Annotated in this window: 18 protein-coding genes; 8 read left to right on the top strand and 10 right to left on the bottom strand. The window is 61.9% G+C overall.

Translation table 11 applies throughout. The features are described from left to right. Positions 1–28 precede the first annotated feature (28 nt). The gene (locus tag SFY93_RS25530; RefSeq protein ID WP_320445059.1) at positions 29–940 is read left to right on the top strand and encodes an intradiol ring-cleavage dioxygenase; all 912 of its coding nucleotides are present in this window, start codon (positions 29–31) and stop codon (positions 938–940) included. Positions 941–967: 27 nt separating this feature from the next. On the opposite strand, the gene SFY93_RS25525 is transcribed toward SFY93_RS25530, so the two are convergent. Then, the gene (locus SFY93_RS25525; protein ID WP_320445058.1) at positions 968–1,483 is read right to left on the bottom strand and encodes a hypothetical protein; all 516 of its coding nucleotides are present in this window, start codon (positions 1,481–1,483) and stop codon (positions 968–970) included. 419 nt (positions 1,484–1,902) lie between these two features. Here SFY93_RS25525 and SFY93_RS25520 point away from each other — a divergent pair, with 419 nt between their 5' ends. The 7 genes from SFY93_RS25520 (at position 1,903) to SFY93_RS25490 (ending at position 9,911) form a co-directional block, all read left to right on the top strand. Continuing rightward, on the top strand, positions 1,903–3,216 hold the full coding sequence (locus SFY93_RS25520) for a CmpA/NrtA family ABC transporter substrate-binding protein (protein WP_320447855.1): 1,314 nt from the start codon (positions 1,903–1,905) through the stop codon (positions 3,214–3,216). Between the two features lie 51 nt (positions 3,217–3,267). Next, positions 3,268–4,161 carry a nitrate ABC transporter permease gene (gene ntrB, locus SFY93_RS25515; RefSeq protein ID WP_320445057.1) on the top strand — a complete coding sequence of 298 codons (894 nt, stop codon included), beginning with the start codon at positions 3,268–3,270 and terminating at the stop codon, positions 4,159–4,161. Positions 4,162–4,173: 12 nt separating this feature from the next. Then, positions 4,174–4,968 carry an ABC transporter ATP-binding protein gene (locus tag SFY93_RS25510; RefSeq protein WP_068735490.1) on the top strand — a complete coding sequence of 265 codons (795 nt, stop codon included), beginning with the start codon at positions 4,174–4,176 and terminating at the stop codon, positions 4,966–4,968. A gap of 74 nt (positions 4,969–5,042) precedes the next feature. After that, the gene (locus SFY93_RS25505; RefSeq protein WP_320445056.1) at positions 5,043–5,468 is read left to right on the top strand and encodes a globin family protein; all 426 of its coding nucleotides are present in this window, start codon (positions 5,043–5,045) and stop codon (positions 5,466–5,468) included. Between the two features lie 85 nt (positions 5,469–5,553). After that, positions 5,554–5,979 carry a globin family protein gene (locus tag SFY93_RS25500; protein WP_120291455.1) on the top strand — a complete coding sequence of 142 codons (426 nt, stop codon included), beginning with the start codon at positions 5,554–5,556 and terminating at the stop codon, positions 5,977–5,979. Between the two features lie 9 nt (positions 5,980–5,988). Next, entirely contained in the window at positions 5,989–7,206 is a 1,218-nt protein-coding gene (locus SFY93_RS25495; protein ID WP_320445055.1) for an NAD(P)/FAD-dependent oxidoreductase, read from the top strand. Continuing rightward, a complete protein-coding gene (locus tag SFY93_RS25490) occupies positions 7,206–9,911 on the top strand; it encodes a molybdopterin-dependent oxidoreductase (protein WP_320445054.1) in 2,706 nt (901 codons plus the stop codon). The genes SFY93_RS25495 and SFY93_RS25490 overlap by 1 nt, the downstream gene beginning before the upstream one ends. A 4-nt stretch (positions 9,912–9,915) precedes the next feature. Here the strand turns inward: SFY93_RS25490 and SFY93_RS25485 are convergent, their stop codons facing one another. The 9 genes from SFY93_RS25485 to SFY93_RS25445 form a co-directional block, all read right to left on the bottom strand. Continuing rightward, positions 9,916–10,728 carry a carbohydrate ABC transporter permease gene (locus tag SFY93_RS25485; RefSeq protein WP_184518883.1) on the bottom strand — a complete coding sequence of 271 codons (813 nt, stop codon included), beginning with the start codon at positions 10,726–10,728 and terminating at the stop codon, positions 9,916–9,918. A 2-nt stretch (positions 10,729–10,730) separates the two neighbouring features. Continuing rightward, positions 10,731–11,690 carry a carbohydrate ABC transporter permease gene (locus SFY93_RS25480; RefSeq protein WP_320445053.1) on the bottom strand — a complete coding sequence of 320 codons (960 nt, stop codon included), beginning with the start codon at positions 11,688–11,690 and terminating at the stop codon, positions 10,731–10,733. After that, entirely contained in the window at positions 11,687–13,009 is a 1,323-nt protein-coding gene (locus tag SFY93_RS25475; RefSeq protein WP_320445052.1) for an ABC transporter substrate-binding protein, read from the bottom strand. The genes SFY93_RS25480 and SFY93_RS25475 overlap by 4 nt, the downstream gene beginning before the upstream one ends. Before the next feature lie 235 nt (positions 13,010–13,244). Further along, on the bottom strand, positions 13,245–13,670 hold the full coding sequence (locus tag SFY93_RS25470; RefSeq protein WP_320445051.1) for a helix-turn-helix domain-containing protein: 426 nt from the start codon (positions 13,668–13,670) through the stop codon (positions 13,245–13,247). Beyond that, positions 13,658–13,939, bottom strand: a complete 282-nt coding sequence (locus tag SFY93_RS25465) for a type II toxin-antitoxin system HigB family toxin (RefSeq protein ID WP_320445050.1) — start codon at positions 13,937–13,939, stop codon at positions 13,658–13,660. Before SFY93_RS25465 ends, SFY93_RS25470 begins: the two co-directional genes overlap by 13 nt. Positions 13,940–13,994: 55 nt before the next feature. After that, positions 13,995–14,780, bottom strand: a complete 786-nt coding sequence (locus SFY93_RS25460) for an IclR family transcriptional regulator (RefSeq protein ID WP_092146302.1) — start codon at positions 14,778–14,780, stop codon at positions 13,995–13,997. 27 nt (positions 14,781–14,807) lie between these two features. Beyond that, entirely contained in the window at positions 14,808–15,578 is a 771-nt protein-coding gene (locus tag SFY93_RS25455; RefSeq protein ID WP_320445049.1) for an SDR family NAD(P)-dependent oxidoreductase, read from the bottom strand. Continuing rightward, on the bottom strand, positions 15,575–17,302 hold the full coding sequence (locus tag SFY93_RS25450; protein ID WP_320445048.1) for an FAD-dependent oxidoreductase: 1,728 nt from the start codon (positions 17,300–17,302) through the stop codon (positions 15,575–15,577). Before SFY93_RS25450 ends, SFY93_RS25455 begins: the two co-directional genes overlap by 4 nt. Before the next feature lie 6 nt (positions 17,303–17,308). Beyond that, positions 17,309–18,514, bottom strand: coding sequence for an ABC transporter substrate-binding protein (locus SFY93_RS25445; protein ID WP_320445047.1), 1,206 nt, complete (start codon positions 18,512–18,514; stop codon positions 17,309–17,311). Between the last annotated feature and the right edge of the window lie 163 nt (positions 18,515–18,677).

Here is an 18,677-nt window from a genome sequence, read left to right as displayed (position 1 = left end):
CAGTCTTCGCGTTGCTCAGGATGGAATTATGACCCAATTCAATGACACTGAACTCACTGCGGCGGTGATCCAGAGCTTTGACAAGACGCCCGATCCGCGCACGAGATTTCTGCTGCAAGAACTCGTGAAGTCATTGCACGACTATGTACGCAGGACCGATCTCACCTTCGGTGAATGGGAAGTAGCGATCGACTTCCTGACCCGCACGGGCCAGAAATGCACGCCGATCCGGCAGGAGTTCATCTTGCTCTCTGACGTGCTGGGCGTCTCGATGCTGGTCGATGCCGTCAACCACAGGGAGCGTGAGGGGGCCACGCAGACGACGGTGCTCGGGCCGTTCTATGTCGGTGAGCATCCCGTCATGGCGCATGGCGCTGATATCTCTCCGGGCCTCACGGGTGAGCGCATGTTCGTGCAGAGCCGCGTCACCGATCTCGATGGCAAGCCGCTGGCCGGCGTGCCGGTCGATATCTGGCATGCCGATGATGACGGATTCTACGACTCGCAGAAGGCCAGCTATGCCACGCAGGGCCCGTCGTCGCGTGCGCGCTTCATCACGGACAGTGATGGCCGGCTGTTCTTCCGCACCATTCTGCCCTGCAGCTATCCGATCCCGACCGACGGACCGGTGGGCGATCTGGTGCTGAAGACGGGACGCCATCCGATGCGTCCGGCGCATGTGCACTTTCTCGTCGTGGCTCCCGGCTATGAACCGCTGATCACTCACGTCTTCATCGAGGGCGACGAATATCTCGACTCCGATGTGGTGTTCGGCGTGAAGGACGATCTGATCGCCACCGTCGAGAAGCGCAGCGATGCCTTCATGCCCGACGGTCAGCCAGCCACGGGGCCGTGGCATCTGATGACCTATAATTTCCGGATGAAGCCAGGCGAGGGCACTGTTCCGCAGCCGATGATGCCGGAAAAGGCCGAGGCGTAAGCGATCTCGGTCGTCTGCCATTTGCGATCAGGTCGCGTTCCAGTCGCGTTGCGAGAGTTCCTGCAGCGACTCCAGGAAGAACTGATCGAACAGGAACGGTGCGTCGCCGTGTGCGGCCGATGGCGCGATGATGGTGACCATGCCTAACAGCGCGCGGCCGAGTTCACCGATGCGCTCGGCAAAGGCCTCGAGCCCGCTGCGATCAGAGCTCTCGACGACTGCGTGGAGTGCGCCTTTGGTTTGTGCGATCTGTAGATCGATATCGTCGACGGCGCGATCGAGGGCATCGATATCGACATCCACAGTGACAGCGTTGTCTTTGGTCGGTATCAGCGCGTCCTCAAGGACGCTCTTTCGGAACATATGAAGTTGCCGTGAGACATCCTCGAAATGACCGAACGCTGCCGCCGCATTCGCGTCGAGGTCGCTTTTGCCCTGAGACAGGATCGCCGCCGCGGAGACCACGGTCGCCGCCTTCAGGGTGCTGATTGCCTTCCGAAGTGACGAGAGGGCAGGTTCGGTGATCACCGGAATGGTCGGCATGAAGCGGTCCGTTCGTTAGAAATTGGACCAGGTTGATAGCACCGATCCGCGGGCCGGCACGCAGACGAAGTCGGCAAAATAGTACCTCACAATTCACTGCCTATTCCGCGTGCGTCGCACAATAAATGAGCGTCCCGCAAATTTTCGATGCGCGTGGTTCTCCGCGCTGGTCTTGTTGCCTTTAGGTAAGTGACTGCAATTTATCGAAATTTCCATCAGGCGGCGGTTGGCACGAACTTTGAATAGTTCTTAGCGACGCCATTGTAGCCGTCACAATCAATCACCAGCCAGAATTGCCATCATGGGGCCTCCCCCAGACGCGCCGCTATGTCCGTACGCCTTCGACCGAGGTGCGCTGTGACGAGGGGGCCGATGACGGTGCAGGCATCCGAAGCGCGAAAGGACGACAGCAGCACATGATGAAGTCAGAGACCAACAAGCCGGGCCGCAAGATCAGCCGTCGTCAGCTTCTGAAAGCCGGTGCGGGAACCGCTGCCTTGCTCGCGGCCGCGCGACTGAACTTCCCTGGCGGCGCCTTCGCGCAGGATGCCGGTCCCGAAGTGAAGGGCGCCAAGCTCGGCTTCATCGCGCTGAGCGATGCCGGTCCGCTGTTCGTCGCCAAGGACAAGGGCATGTTCGCCAAATACGGCATGCCCGACGTTGAAGTGTCGAAGCAGGCCTCCTGGGGCACGCTGCGCGACAATATGGTGCTCGGCTCCGAAGGCAACGGCATCGATGGTGCGCATATCCTGACGCCGATGCCGTATCTGATCTCGTCCGGCAAGGTGACGCAGAACAATCAGCCGACGCCGATGTACATCCTTGTGCGTCTCAATCTCGATGCGCAGTGCATTTCGGTCGGCAATGAATATGCCGATCTGAAGGTCGGCCTCGATGTCGCGCCGCTGAAAGCCGCGTTCGAGAAGAAGAAGGCTGCGGGCAAGTCGGTGAAGGTGGCGATGACCTTCCCGGGCGGCACCCATGACCTCTGGATCCGCTACTGGCTCGCGGCCGGCGGCATCGATCCCGACAAGGATGTCGAGACCATCACCGTGCCGCCGCCGCAGATGGTGGCGAATATGAAGGTCGGCACCATGGACGCGTTCTGCGTCGGTGAGCCGTGGCCGGGCCAGCTCGTGCACCAGAAGATCGGCTACACCGCGGTGAACACCGGTGAGATCTGGAACAAGCATCCCGAGAAGTCGCTCGGCATGCGCGCGGCCTGGGTCGACAAGAACCCGAAGGCGGCGAAGGCCATCACCATGGCCATCATGGAAGCCCAGCAGTGGGCCGACAAGATGGAGAACAAGGAAGAGCTCGCCACCATCATGGGCAAGCGGCAGTGGATCAACTGCCCGGTCGAGGACATCCTCGATCGCGCCCGTGGCAAGTTCGACTACGGCACCGGCAAGGTGGTCGAGAACTCGCCGCACATCATGAAGTACTGGAAGGACTTCGCGTCCTATCCGTTCCAGAGCCACGACCTCTGGTTCATGACCGAGGACATCCGCTGGGGCAAATACGAGCCCGGCTTCGACTCGAAGGCGCTGATCGCCAAGGTCAACCGCGAGGATATCTGGCGTGACGCGGCGAAGACCATGGGCGTCGCTGCCGCCGAAATCCCGACCTCGACCTCGCGCGGCAAGGAGACCTTCTTCGACGGCAAGGTCTTCGATCCCGAAAATCCGGCAGCCTACCTCAAGTCGCTCGCCATCAAGCGCGTCGAAGCCTGAGACCCACGTTTGGGACCGATGCGGACTAGCTGAAATGACGGAGACAGTGCGATGAACATGCAAGCTATCAAGACGGAGCCGGCAACGGCACTGGCGAAGCCGCCGGTGGCGAGCGTCGCACTGTCTCCCAAGCAGCCGGTAAGTTTTGACAGATACGCCAAGATGGCGAAGGAAACAGCGGCGCGGGTGATCCCGCCGCTGATCGTCGTTCTCCTGCTTGGCGTGATGTGGGAGCTCTTGTGCCGGCGCACCGGCTCAACGCTCCCGCCGCCCTCTAAGGTCTACAAGGACACCAAGGAACTGATCTTCGATCCGTTCTTCGACAATGGCGGTCTGGACAAGGGGCTGTTCTGGCATATCTCGGCGAGTCTCCTGCGCGTGGCTTACGGCTACTCGCTCGCTGCCGTGGTCGGCATCGGCCTCGGCACACTGGTTGGCCAGTCGGTCTGGGCGATGCGTGGCCTCGATCCGATCTTCCAGGTGTTGCGCACCATTCCGCCGCTGGCCTGGCTGCCGCTGGCACTCGCGGCCTTCCGTGACGGTCAGCCGTCGGCGATCTTCGTGATCTTCATCACCTCGATCTGGCCGATAATCATCAACACGGCTGTCGGTATCCGGAATATTCCGCAGGACTATCGCAACGTCGCCGCCGTGGTGCAGCTCAATCCGGTGGAATTTTTCTGGAAGGTCATGCTGCCGGCGGCTGCGCCCTATATTTTCACCGGTCTGCGCATTGGTATCGGCCTGTCATGGCTCGCCATCATCGCGGCTGAAATGCTGATCGGTGGCGTCGGCATCGGGTTCTTCATCTGGGACGCCTGGAATTCCTCGCATATGAGCGAGATCATCCTGGCGCTGTTTTACGTCGGCATCGTCGGCTTCGTCCTCGACCGCTTGATCGCGGGTCTGGGCAAGCTCGTCACCCACGGCACTTCAGTCAGCTAAGGAGACATCGTCATGACGCCATATCTGAAGCTCGATCACGTCGACAAGGTGTTCACCCGCGGCAAGGTCTCGTCCGAAGTCCTGAAGGATATCAACCTCAACCTCGGCAAGGGCGATTACGTCTCCATCATCGGCCATTCCGGTTGCGGCAAGTCGACGATGCTCAACATCATCGCCGGGCTGACGCGCGCAACGATTGGCGGCGTTATCCTCGAGGGGCGCGAAGTCAATTCGCCGGGACCGGATCGCGCCGTCGTGTTCCAGAACCACAGTCTGCTGCCGTGGCTGACGGTTTATCAGAACGTCCGTCTTGGCGTGGACAAGGTATTTGCGAAGACCAAGTCCCGCGCCGAGCGCGACGAATGGACGATGCATAATCTCAATCTCGTGCAGATGACGCATGCCAAGGACAAGCGCCCCTCGGAAATCTCCGGCGGCATGAAGCAGCGCGTCGGCATTGCTCGTGCGCTCGCGATGGAGCCCAAGGTGCTGTTGCTGGACGAACCGTTCGGTGCGCTCGACGCGCTGACCCGCGCGCATCTGCAGGACTCCGTGATGGCGCTGCATCAGAAGCTCGGCAACACCATCGTCATGATCACCCATGACGTGGACGAAGCCGTGCTGCTGTCGGACCGCATCGTGATGATGACCAACGGGCCATCAGCGACCATCGGCGAAGTGCTCGATGTGCCGCTCGCACGACCGCGTCAGCGTCTCGAACTGGCGAGTAACCCGGTCTATCTCGACTGCCGCAAGCGTGTGCTCGAATTCCTGTATGAGCGCCACAAGTTCGTCGAAGCCGCGTAAGCATCTTGTTACCTCTTGACTTCCGAGGATAAACCGAATGAATGCGGCTCAGACTTTCCGGATAGCTGCAAATCATGAGTCGTTCGATAGGCCTGACGCGCGAAGAAATCATGCGCGTGCAATCCTCATTCGATCAGATGTGGCCGAACTCCTCGGTCATGGTGGATCTGTTTTATGCCCGGCTGTTCGAGACATTGCCGGAAACGCGCCCGCTGTTTCGCGGCGACATGGCGCAGCTCAAGCACAAGTTCATCGCAACGCTTGCAGTGATCGTCGGCAGTCTCGACAATATCACGGGCCTGCTGTCGGTGATCGGCAAGCTCGCGAAAGACCATGTGCATTATGGCGTGGAGGCCGCGCACTACAAGGCCGTCGGAGAGGCGCTGTTCTGGAGTCTGGGGCAGGGGCTTGGCGAGCGCTGGACGCCCGAGGTCGAAGCCTCGTGGCACAAGGTCTACTATTTCCTGGCGGCGCGCATGATTTCTGCGGCCTATCACTAGAACCACATCGCATTTTATCGCGCGCTGAACATTTGCTCACGCGGCGCGACACACAAGCTCACCTTCCACTGCAAGGAGAGTTAGCATGAATGCGTCCGACGTCGCTCTGGTTCAGGATAGTTTCAAGAAAGTCGCGCCGATTTCCGATGTGGCTGCGGAATTGTTCTACGGTCGCCTCTTCGAGGTTGCCCCGCAAGTGAAGCCGATGTTTCGCGGCGACATGAAAGAGCAGGGTCGCAAATTGATGGCGACGCTTGGTGTCGTCGTCACGGGCCTGACGCGACTCGAAACCGTACTGCCTGCAGCGAGCGCGCTCGCCAAGCAGCACGTGGCCTATGGCGTGAAGGCCGAACACTATCCGATCGTCGGCGGTGCGCTGCTGTGGACCCTTGAAAAGGGTCTGGGCGATGCCTGGACGCCCGAACTCGCCGCAGCCTGGACCGCAGCCTATGGCACGCTGTCCGGCTACATGATTTCTGAAGCCTACGGCACAGCACAGGCGGCCGAGTAAGGATATGGTGTGAGCGAGCCGCTGGTCATCATTGGTAACGGCATGGCAGCGGCTCGGCTCGTGGACGAGCTGGCGAAATGCGCGCTCGGTCGATATGCCATCGCCGTCATCGGAGACGAACCGCGGCTCGCCTACAATCGCGTCTTGCTGTCGTCGGTGCTGGCCGGTGAGGCAACGTCCCAGGAGATCGAGCTGAAGCCTGCTGCGTGGTGGCGCGACCGCGGCGTCACGCTGAAATACGGCGCAACGGCGACCGCCATCGATATGGCCGCGCGCGAGGTTACGACATCGACCGGCAAACATGTGCCGTTCTCAAAACTCGTCATCGCCACCGGTTCATCTGCACTGCGTCTGCCGGTGCCCGGTGGTGATCTCAAGGGCGTGCATGTGTTCCGCGACAGCCGCGACGTGGACCTGCTGCTCGAACTCGCCGCGCAGAAGAAGCGTGTCGTTGTGGTCGGTGGCGGCCTGCTTGGTCTCGAAGCTGCCTATGGTCTCGCCAAGGCGGGCGCTGACGTCACGCTGATCCATCTGATGGACCGGCTGATGGAACGCCAGCTGGATGCACCTGCAGCGAACCTCCTGAAAACGCTGGTCGAGCGCAAAGGCGTCAGGATTGTGCTCAATGCCAATACGGCGCGTATTCATGGCAACGATTGTGTCGAGAGCGTCGAACTCGCCGATGGCCGCACGCTTGACGCCGATGCGGTGATCTTTGCGGCCGGCATCCGGCCCAACACGTCGCTCGCCAAGGAAGCGGAAATCCCGGTCAATCGCGGCATTGTCGTCAACGATCAGATGGCAACCGGCACCGACAACGTCTTCGCGCTCGGCGAATGCGCCGAGCATCGCGGCACCTGCTATGGCCTCGTCGAGCCCGCCTACGAACAGGCCAGGGTGTTGGCGCGCCATCTCGCCGGCAAGGCCGCTGCCTATACGGGCAGCGTGCTCTCTACCAATCTCAAGGTCTCCGGCGTCAGCGTTTTCTCCGCCGGAGATTTCATGGCGGGCGAAGGCAGCGAGACGCTGCTGCTCAATGATGTCCGCCGCGGCACCTATAAGAAGCTGGTGATCGCTGATGGTGCGCTCACTGGCGCCGTGCTGGTCGGCGATACGCAGGATGCGCTGTGGTATCTCGAATTGATCCGCAGCGGCGCTGATATTTCCGATATCCGCGCCGAGATGATGTTCGGCCGCGCACTCGCCGTCCGCGCGGAGGCAGCGTAATGAACGCGGTCGATCCGCATCTGCACGCCACGCGCACCACATGCCCTTATTGCGGTGTCGGTTGCGGTGTGCTGGCGACGCCGGACGGCAACGGCGGCGCAGCGATTGCAGGCGATCCCGCGCATCCCGCCAATCTCGGTCGGCTCTGCTCGAAAGGATCGGCGCTCGGCGAAACGCTGAGCCTCGACGAGCGCCTGCTGCATCCCATGATGCGCAGCGAAAATGGCGAGATGGTGCAGGTCGCCTGGGGCGATGCACTCGATCATGTCGCCGAGGGATTTCAGAAGGTCGTCGCCGAACATGGTCCCGGTGCCGTGGCATTTTATCTCTCCGGCCAGTTGCTGACCGAGGATTACTACGTCGCCAACAAGCTGATGAAGGGCTTTCTCGGCAGCGCCAATGTCGATACCAATTCGCGGCTCTGCATGGCCTCGTCCGTGGCTGGCCACAAGCGCGCGTTTGGCGCCGATACGGTGCCGGGGTGCTACGAGGATCTCGACCAAGCCGATCTGTTGGTGCTGGTCGGCTCCAATGCCGCCTGGTGCCATCCGGTGCTGTATCAGCGCATGCTGGCCAACAAGCAGACGCGGGGCGCACGGGTCGTCGTGATCGATCCACGCCGCACCGATACGGTCGGCGATGATGATTTGTTTCTCGGGCTGAAGCCCGGCACTGATACCGCGTTGTTCAGCGGGCTCCTTGCCTATCTCGCCGACAACGGCGCGCTGGATCAGAGTTATATCGGCGAGCACACCGCAGGCTTTGACGACGCGCTGGCGCGGGCTAGAACCATCGCCGGCAGTGTGGCGGCGACAGCAAAGGCGACCGGACTCGACGAGATCGATGTCGCGACCTTCTTTCAGATGTTCAAGGCGACGCCGCGTGTGGTCACGCTGTATTCGCAGGGTGTCAACCAGTCGGCGCAGGGCACCGACAAGGTCAATGCGATCCTCAACTGCCATCTGGCCACCGGCCGCATCGGCAAGCCTGGCGCGTCGCCGTTCTCGCTGACAGGCCAGCCCAATGCCATGGGCGGCCGCGAGGTCGGCGGCCTTGCCAACCAACTCGCGGCCCATATGGGCTTCTCGCCGCTGGAGATTGATCGCGTTCGTCGCTTCTGGAAGGCGCCGCATATCGCCACCCATGAAGGCCTCAAGGCCGTGCAGATGTTCGAAGCCATCGGCCGCGGCGAAATCAAGGCGTTGTGGGTGATGGGCACCAATCCCGCGGTGTCGCTCCCGGATGCCGATGCGGTGCGCGCCGCGCTCAGCAAGCTCGATCTGTTCGTGGTGTCGGAAAATGTGCGTTCCAATGACACTGTGAATGCCGGCGCGCATGTGCTGCTGCCGGCGCTGGCCTGGGGCGAGAAGTCCGGCACCGTCACCAATTCCGAGCGCCGCGTGTCGCGGCAGCGCTCGTTCCTGCCTGCGCCCGGCGAGGCGCGACCGGACTGGTGGGCGCTGAGCGAAGTCGCCAAGCGCCTGGGCTATGGCGCGTCATTTGCCTACACATCGGCCGCCGAGATTTTTCGCGAGCACGCTGCCCTTTCGACCTTCGAGAACAATGGTAACCGCGATTTCGATATCGGCGGATTGATGAAGGTCTCCGATGAGGCTTTCGACACCATGGCCCCGGTGCAATGGCCGGTGCGCGAGGGGACCACGAAGCCGCAGGCGCGTTTCTTTGCCGATGGCCAATTCTACGCCAATGACCGGCGTGCGCGTTTCATCGCGCCGGAGGCGCCGGAGTTACGCACGCAGGTGTCGGTCGAGCGCCCGCTGCGCCTCAACACCGGCCGCGTGCGCGACCAGTGGCACACGATGACGCGCACCGGCCTCAGCCCGCGGCTCGGCCAGCATATTCCGGAGCCTTTCGTCGAGATTCATCCGGACGATGCCATAGCGTTCGCGATTGTGGATGGCGGCCATGCGCGGCTGACCACCGACTATGGCGAATGCGTGCTGAAAGTCATTGTCAGCGAACGCCAGCAGCGCGGCATGTTGTTCGCGCCCATCCACTGGAACGACGAGACCGCGGGTTTCGCGCGTGTCGGTGGACTTGTCGCGCCGATCACCGACCCGTTCTCCGGTCAGCCCGAGAACAAGGCGACGCCGGTGGCGATCGCACCCGCGGTGTTTGCACAGCGTGGCTTCGTGCTGTCGCGCATACCGCTGGAGATGCCGTTCGGCGTGCAATGGGCGCGCGTCGCGGTCACGGGCGGCGTCGGTTATCTGCTCTCGGACAATACCGATGTCGAGACCTGGCAGAACTGGCTGAAGCCGATGCTGGGCGATGATGCCGCGGAATACGAAGATATCGGTCGCGGTGTCTATCGTGCTGTGTCGTTCAAGGATGACGGGATCGAGATCTGTCTGTTCATCGGCCCGACGGAGGGGGCGCTCTCCTGGGACGCCGTGAAGGAATTGTTCGCCGCCGAGACCGTGAGCGACGACCAGCGCCGTACGCTGCTCTCTGGAAAGTCCGCCGATGGTGCTGCGAGTGCAGGGCCCATCGTCTGCGCCTGCTTCGGCGTCGGCCGCAACACGATCTGTGATGCCATCGCTGCAGGCGCGGGTACGGCAGCGGAAATCGGCACCAGGCTCAAGGCCGGCACCAATTGCGGCTCGTGCATTCCGGAGCTCAAGCGCCTGATTGCCGCGAGCGAAACGGCGCCGGATGAGCAGAGGAAGGTTGCTGCGAGTTAACTCGTCACTTCACCGCGCCCGCGGTCAGTCCCGCCACAATCTGCCTTTGTGCAAACATCGTCAGCAGTAGCACCGGCAGTGTCACGATCAGGGCGGCCGCCGCCAGCGGCCCCCAGCTCAACTGATCGAATGAGATCATGTTGTAGACCGCGACCGGCAGTGTCCGCGTTTCCCGTCCCGCCAGCACGATGCCGAACACGAAATTGTTCCAGGAGAAGATCACCGAGAGGATGAAGGCAACGGCGATGCCGGAGCGCGCGATCGGTAGCGCGACGTGGCGGAACACCTGCCAGCGGGTGGCACCGTCGATGATGGCGGATTCCTCGAGCTCCATCGGCGTCGTCTCGAAATAGCCGATCATGATCCAGATCACGATCGGCACGGTGACCACGAGGTGGATGATGATCTGCGGCCACAGCGTGCCGAGCAGGCCAAGCCATTGGAACAGCAGGAATAGCGGGATCAGATAGGACAGGCCAGGCGTGATGCGCGCGATCAGGATCACGATGGCGGATTTGCGCGCGCGCATGCGCGCGATGCCGTAACCGGCAGGCACGCCGATGACGAGAGCAAACAAGGTCGCGGAGCCGGTGACGATCAGCGTGTTGAAGAAATAGGTCATGAATCGCTTGGATTCGATGACGGCGGCGTAATTGCCCCAATTGATGCGGTCGGGGATGAAGACCGGCGGATAGGAGGCGTTGTCGATCTCGAATTTCAGCGATAGCGACAGCATCCAGAGGAAGAACAGCACTGCTGGCGAGACGATGACGATGAAGGCGAAGGTCAGGCCGAGTTTGTTGAGAAAGTCCCGCATGATCAGGCACGGCCTCCGGCTTCGTTCCAGTGGGTGCGCTGGCGCAGATGCAAGAGCGCACCGGCGAGGGCGACGATGAGCGCGAAGAATACGACCACGATCGCGGAGGCATAGCCAACGTCGTAATAGACGAAAGCGACGCTGTAGAGATAGAGGTTGATGGTTTCCGAGGCGCTGCCGGGACCGCCTTGCGTGATGGCGAAGATGATGTCGAAGCTCTTCACGGCGTCGATCATGCGGATCATCGCCGCGATGAACAGGAACGGCGTGATCATCGGCAGCGAGATGTAGCGGAAGGTCTGCCACGGGGTCGCGCCGTCGATCTGGGCGCTTTCATAGGGCTCGGTCGGAATGGCGCTGAGGCCGCCGAGCACGATCAGCATGACCAGCGGCGTCCATTGCCACGTCTCTACCAGCACGAGCGACGGGATTGCGGTGGCCGGATGGAACACCCAGAGCGATGGCGGCAGGCCGAACAGCGACAGCAGATAGTTCAAAACACCGAGCTGGGGGTGGAACATCATCGTCCACACCAGGGCGATAGCGACCGGCGTCGCCATCATCGGCAGGATGAAGAGCCCGCGGAAGAAGCCGCGCAGCGGAAACTTGTTGTTGAAGATCACTGCCGCCAATGTGCCGAGGATCAGCGGCAGCGCGACTGACAGCGCCGTATAGACCAGGGTATGTCCCACGGATTCCACGAAACGCGCATCGCTTGGCAGCCTGAGATAATTGGCGAAGCCGACGAAGGTCGGCGCTTGGCCGACCTTCCATTCGTGCAGGCTCATCCATATCGTATAGACCCACGGGAAGATGATGACCGCCATGACGACGATCATCGCTGGGATCACGAACGGCCAATAGGAAATTGGCCGCCACTCGTTCTTTTGCGCAGTCGCTGTTTCGGCCGTGACCGCCGCGGTCGTTTTGGCGACTGCCTTTCCCGCTGTCAGTTCGCTCACGATTTTTCGCTGCGCTCCAGAATCGGCCGGAACTGTTCGTGGGCCTTCTTCAGTTCGGTAGCCGGATCTGCGCCTGCCAGGGTCGCGGTGACGGCGGCACCGACAAGATCGCGGAATTCGGCGACAGGCACGATGACCGGCAGGCCGAGCTTGCTGATTTTGGCCGAGGCGATCACCGAATCCAGCCACTCCTGGTTCTTTACGCCCTTGCGCACCGTCTCGTCATTGAGGATCGAGTTGCGGAACGGCACGCCGCCGCCGCTCTGCAACAGCCGGGCGCCCATGGTCTTAGACACCGCCCACTGGCAATAGAGATAGGCGGCTTCCTTCTTGGTCGAGGTCTTGGCGATGCCGATGCCGTCGCCATAGGCGGCGGAGAATTGCCCCTTCGGTCCGGCGGGCACGACGGTGTAGCCGATCTTGCCGACGACGCGCGACGCATTGGGATCCTCGATCGGAGGTGCCCAGCCGACGCCGTCGATCCACATGGCTGCACGGCCTTGTGTCAGCGAGGCCATCGACTCCATCCAGTTGAAGCCGGCGACGCCGGGAGGCGCCGTCTTGGTGAGAAGGCGCTGATACATCTTGGTCGCTTCGATCGCCTCGGGCCCATCGGTCTGGATATTGCCCTTGGCATCGAGGAACTCGCCGCCATAGTTCAGGAAGAAGTTGGTCCACAGCGTCATGTTGGCGTTGCGGAGCCCCCGGCCGGTGAAGCCGTAGATGCCGTTGGCGGGATCGTTGAGCTTCTCGGCGGCGGCTGCCATTTCATCCATGGTCTTCGGAACCGCGACGCCCTTCTTCGCGAACATTTCCTTGTTGTAGTACAGGATGAAATAGTCAACCGACCACGGCAGCGAGTGCATCTCGCCCTTGTCGTTCTGCGCGAATTGCAGGCCGCCAGCGGAGAAGTCTTCCACTTTCAGGTCCGGCGCGGTGAGGTTCGGATCCTTCATGAAGCCGGTGAGATCGGCGAGCCAGCCGGCCTTTTCGAACTGGCGCTTCTGGACGTGGTAGCTGACATGCACGATGTCGAAGCTGGGCTTGCCGGAGGTGAGCTCGATCACGGCCTTCTGGCGCTGCTGCTGCTCCGGGATCACTTCGGATTCGACCTTGATGCCGGTCAATTCCGTGAATTCGGAGGCGTATTTCTGCAGCAGTTCGCCGCGCGGGCCCTTGATCAGATTGGCTTCAATCGTGGTGCCTGCATGTTTCTTCCAGGCGGGATCGGCGAAAGCTGGAATGCCGGTGAGGCCAAGCGCGCTGGTGGCGAGCGCCCCCTGCACAAAGGCACGACGTGTCGGGCCGTAAAGAGCCATGTGTCATCCTCCCTCGAGCCGCCTTGACCGGCGGTGATTTTATGGTCGCTCCCCGTGGACCGGAGATGCGCCTGAGGGATCGTAACACGATGGACTGGCGCGACAAGGCCACGCGTCGGTTGTCAGACAACTTTGCACCCGTTGTCCTCGCCGGCTTGACCTGCGTTCCCGGTCGGCACCGACGCGCTGGCTCAAGGCAGGGTAGTGACGGCGAGGCCGGACGTGATACCTCTCGTTAGACGAATGCCTGCGGTCCAACGCCAAAACGCTCGGATAGGAGCCTGATCTGACGCACATTCAGGTCACGTTTCCCATTGAGGATTTCTGACACAACGCCCTGGCTTCCAACTTCGGGCAAGTCGCCCTGGCTGAGGCCGTGCTGATCCATCAGAAAACGCAGCATGTCGGCTGGCGATATTGTTTTGGGCGAAGAATGCGCGTCTTCATAATCGGCAATCAGTTCGCCGAGGAGGCTAACGAGTGCCGACAGCGGATTGCCCTCGTCGGCGCCGCCTGCATCGAGGAGTGCATTCATCGCAGCCGTCGCTGTCTTGTAGGCACGCTTTGATCTGATGGTTTGAAGCGGAATGCGCGCTGAAATGGCGCTCAGATGCTCGGCGAGATCATCGACGTCCGCACGGGTCAGCGTCATGGTTTCCATGCGTCGTACTCCTTATGTGTGAACACGTGCCTGACATACAGGCGTTGTTTATCGAAATGGATGGCGGCAACGATACGGAATTTATTGCCCCCGATATCGAAAACGTAATACGGGCCGACACGATCGATGGCGTTGAAAGTCGCCTTCATCTCAGCGAAATTCTTGAATAAGCGCGATTCCACGATCTTGCGCCACGCCTGCAGCGGTATCGATGCCGCGGAATGCGTGGCGGAGAAGCTCACCAATGCGCTGTTTGAGGTAACCCGCATGCAGCTCCTCAATATCTCAAATTGAGATATTTTGCAAGGCCGTCTGCTGCGCTGCTCAGTCCTTGACGTCGCGGCCGAGGCGGCGGGAGATTGCATTGGTGCAATCGAGCAGAGCCTTGGCGATCGGGCTATTCCAGTTGACGTCGAAGGTGCCCACCGCGCCCATGGCGGTCACGGCCAGGACTACTGCGCCACTATGGTCGAACACTGGCGCCGAGAATGCGTTGACGCCGCGCAGGGGTTCGCCGACGGCGCGAGCCAGCCCGCGCGTGCGGATGTCAGCGAGGATCTTGTCGATGGCGGGGCCTTTTATCTCGCGGTTCGGGTCGTAGCCGATCGAGAGCCGATCGAGATCTTCCGTGAGGGCGGCATTGATGGTCGCAGGTGGCATGAACGCCGCGAAGACGCGCCCGGTCGCCGTTTCGAGCAAGGATACCGTGGAGCCCACGCGCATCGCGATGTGCACGGGATGGCTGGGTTCTTCCAGCCGTACCACGGTCGGTCCGTGGGTCCCCCAGATCGCCAGCGAGACGGAGTGGTCGATCGTACCCGCGAGAGCGGTAATGGCCGGCGTTGCGACACGGACGGCCGACAGGCGACGCAGCGTCACGATGCCGAGTTCGAGGGCGAGTGCACCGAATTCATAACGGCCGGTGGACGGGTCCTGCTCGATCAGGCCGATGCGGGAGAAACTGGCGAGATAGGGATGCGCCTTGGCCGGCGACATGCCGGCCTCGCGCGCCAGATCCCGCAGCATCATCGGTTCACCGTTGCGCACCAGCGCTTGCAGCAATTCACCCCCGACCTCGATCGACTGAATACCGCGACTCTCTTTAGCCATGCTTGCCCCAAACCAGTGCCGCGGACACTACACGGCCAGGAAGCCTCCATCCACTGGCAAGGTCGCACCCGTGACATAGGAGGCCATGGAAGAGGCGAGGAAGACCACGGGGCCGATCAGCTCATCGGGCTGGCCGACGCGCCCCAGTGGCGTGCGGCCGAGGAAACCGGCCAGCCGCGCGGGATCGTTGCGTGTCGCTTCGGTCATGGCCGTCTCGATCACGCCCGGCGCGATGGCATTGACGCGCACGCCGTCTTTGGCAACTTCGCGCGCCAGCGCCTGCGTCAGAAGCTTTGCGCCGCCCTTGGAGGGCGAATAGCCGAGCGTATCGGCGACCCCGACGAAAGAGGCGATGGAGCCAAGATTGATCACGCTGCCGCGTCGCGCACGCAAGGCCGGCAGAAACGCATGGGTCACATTGAATACGCCATTGAGATTGACGTCGAGCACGCGCCGCCAGTTCTCCACCGCGCGTTCGGAATCGATGCCTTCACGAATGATGATGCCGGCATTGTTGATCAGGATCGAGATGTCGCCGGCACTCGCTTTGACAGTCTGTGCGAGCCGTCGGCAGGCATCGACATCCGTAACATCGAGATGATGATGCCACGACGGCCGTCCGGTTGCTGCGATCTCGCCCGCCGTGCGCAAGGCGCCATCGCGGTCGATATCGGTCACGATGATATCGGCGCCATGTGCAGCCAGACCCAGCGCAATCGCACGACCGTTGCCAGCGGCAGCACCCGTTATGAGCGCCAATTGACCCTTCAGCAGATCGGGGGCGAAGCTGGCCATCATGCGGCCTTGACCGGCGTGCCGGCGAGGTGGCGGCCGGCGATATAGCCGAAGGTGAGCGCGGGGCCGAGCGTGATACCCGCGCCGGGATAATTGCCGCCCATGATGCTCGCCATATCGTTGCCGGCCGCATAGAGGCCATTGATGACCTGACCGCCGGCATCAAGTGCGCGTGCCTGCGCATCGGTCTTGATGCCAGCATAAGTGCCGAGATCTCCGATCACCATCTTGATGGCATAGAATGGCCCCTGTTCGATAGGCGCGACGCAGGGGTTGGGCCCGTGGTTGGCGTCGCCCTGATAGCGATTATAGGCGCGGGAGCCCTTGCCATAGGCGGGATCGCGGCCTTCGGCGGCGGTGTTGTTGAATTGCGCGACGGTGGTGACAAAGCCGCCGGCATCGATGCCGGCCTTGGCCGCGAGCTCTTCGAGCGTGTTGCCCTTGATGAGATAGCCCGAGTTCAGATACTGGCCGATCGGCATCGGAAACGGCGGCACGGCGCCAAGCCCGTATTGGCGCAATGCGCGGTGGTCGCAAACGAGCCAGGCCGCGATTTCCCCGCCGGGCTTCGCTGCCTTCATCATCTGCTGAACGAAGGCGTGGTAGGAATTGCCTTCATTGGCGAAGCGGGCACCGTCGCGCATCACGGCGATCACGCCTGGTTTGGCGCGGTCGATGAAGTGCGGCATCACACCCTTGCTGCCGTCCTTGCGATGGGTGACCGAGACCGGCACCCAGGCAGCGGCATTCGGCAATGAATTCTCGACACGGCCGCCCACGGACTCGGCCAGGCGAAGACCGTCGCCGGTATTGCCGGTTGGACCGGGCGAATAGTGCTCCCGGCCAGTCGGCGCATGCGGGAACATCGCCTTGCGCCGTTCGATGTCATGCGGGAAGCCGCCGCATGCGAGCACTACGCCGCGGCGTGCGAAGATGCGGATGCGCTTGCCGTTGCGCTCGATGATCGCGCCGCGGACCGCGCCGTTCTCGATGATCAGTTCACGCACCGGGGACGACAGCCACAGTGGAATCTTGAGGTCGAAGGCCGATTTGGCGAGCCGGCCGGCGAGGGCGTTGCCGTTGGTCAATGTCATGCCGCGGCCATAGCGCAGCACGTTCAGGAAATGCTTCGAGAGCCGCTTGGCCACGTAGACCGCCGAGGTCAGCGACTTTGTCGCGCGCATGAAGTGGATGATGTCCTTGCCGGAGCCAAGCATGATGCCGAACACCGTCAGTTCGGGCAGCGGCGCACCGATATCCTTGATGTGGTCGCCGAGTTCGCGTCCGTCGAACGGTCGGGCCACCATGGAGCGGCCACCCTGCTTGCCGCCGGGCGCCTCCGCGTCGTAATCGGGAAAGGTCAGCGGCATGTCGAAGCGCACCGCCGTCTCGCTGGTGAAGAAGTCTATCGCTTCGGGCCCTGCGGCCAGAAACGCATCGACACGCGCGGCGTCATAGCTGTTGCCAGCCTCATGACGCAGATAGGTGCGCGCCTCGTCAGGGCCTTCATTGATGCCCCAGGCGCGCGCCAGCGAGGTGCCGGGAATCCACAGCCAGCCGCCGGAGCGTGCGGTCGTGCCACCGAACCGCGGCTCCTTTTCGACGATCAGGACATCGAGCCCGCTATGTTTGGCGGTGATCGCCGCCGACATGCCGGAGCAGCCGGAGCCGGCGACCAGCACGTCGCATTCGTAGAGCTCGATATTCGCTTTGGGATCAACAGCCATGATGATTTACTTCTTCAGCAATGGGCATTTCGATTCAGAGACGGGCCGGAACGCGTCATCGCCCTTCACCGTCTTGACGATGTCGAGATAGTCCCAGGGCTCCTTGGATTCTGACGGCTTCTTGACGCGGGCCAGATACATGTCGCGGATGACGCGGCCGTCCTCGCGCAGCTTGCCGCCATGCACGAAAGTGTCCTCGATGGGCAGTTCGCGCATCTTGGCCATCACCTTGGCCGGATCGTCGGTGCCGGCAGCCTTGATGGCCTGGAGATAGTGTAGCACCGAGCCATAGACGCCGGTCTGGATCATGGTCGGCATCACCTTGGTGCGGTCGAAAAACTTCTTCGACCAGGCGCGTGTCTTGTCGTCCATGTTCCAGTAGGACGCGGTGGTGAGGTAAGTGCCTTGTGCGGCGTCGAGTCCGATCGCATGGACGTCGGTGTCGAACATCAGCAGGCCGACCAGCTTCTGGCCGCCTTTGACCAGACCGAACTCGCCGGACTGCTTGATCGAATTGTCAGTGTCCTGGCCGGCATTGGCGAAGGCGACGACTTCAGCCTTCGAGTTCTGCGCCTGCAGCGCAAAGGATGAGAAGTCGGCGGTGTTGGTCGGATGGCGAACGCCGCCCAGCACGGTGCCACCGCTCGCCTTGATGAAGCGCGTCGCGTCCTGTTCAAGCTGATTGCCGAAGGCGTAGTCGGCCGTGATGAAGAACCATGACTTTCCACCGCCGGCGACCACAGCAGAGGCCGTTACCTTCGCAAGCGCGTAGGTATCGTAGGTGAAGTGGACCGTGTTGGGGCTGCACAGCTCATCCGTGAGCGTGCTTGCGCCAGGGCCGGACAGCAGTGCGATCTTGTTGCGGTCCTTCGCCAGATTATGAACCGCGATGGCGATGGCGGAGTTCGGGATATCGACAACGGCATCGACCTTGCCGGCGTCGAACCAGTTGCGCGCGATCTGGATGCCGACGTCAGACTTCATCTGATGATCGGCGCTGATGATCTCGATCGGTTTCCCGAGAACGGTCGGGCCGAATTCCTCGAGCGCCATCTTCGCGGCTTCGACCGATCCAGGGCCGCTGTTGTCGCGCCCCCAGCTTGAGAGATCGGTAAGGACGCCGATGCGAACGACGTCGTCGGAGACCTGAGCGGAAGCGGTGGATGTCCAAAGCGTGAGCGCGGCTGCGCACACCAGGAACTGGCGTGTCATCTGTTTCTCTCCCCAATGCGGCCTCGTGTCGGGCCAGTCATTCTCTGTTTTTCGATAAATTAGATATTGGCGAAAAGGTTTGTCAATGGCGAATATGTGAATACGCCCGCATCGGCATGCGCGGCGATGCCGCTCGTGCAGCGCAGCATCAAATCAATTGAAG

This window comes from Tardiphaga sp. 42S5, assembly GCF_034044155.1.
Classification (GTDB): Bacteria; Pseudomonadota; Alphaproteobacteria; order Rhizobiales; family Xanthobacteraceae; genus Tardiphaga; species Tardiphaga robiniae.
Note: the sequence above shows the minus strand (reverse complement) of the source record. Positions and strands in the feature narration are given on the sequence as shown.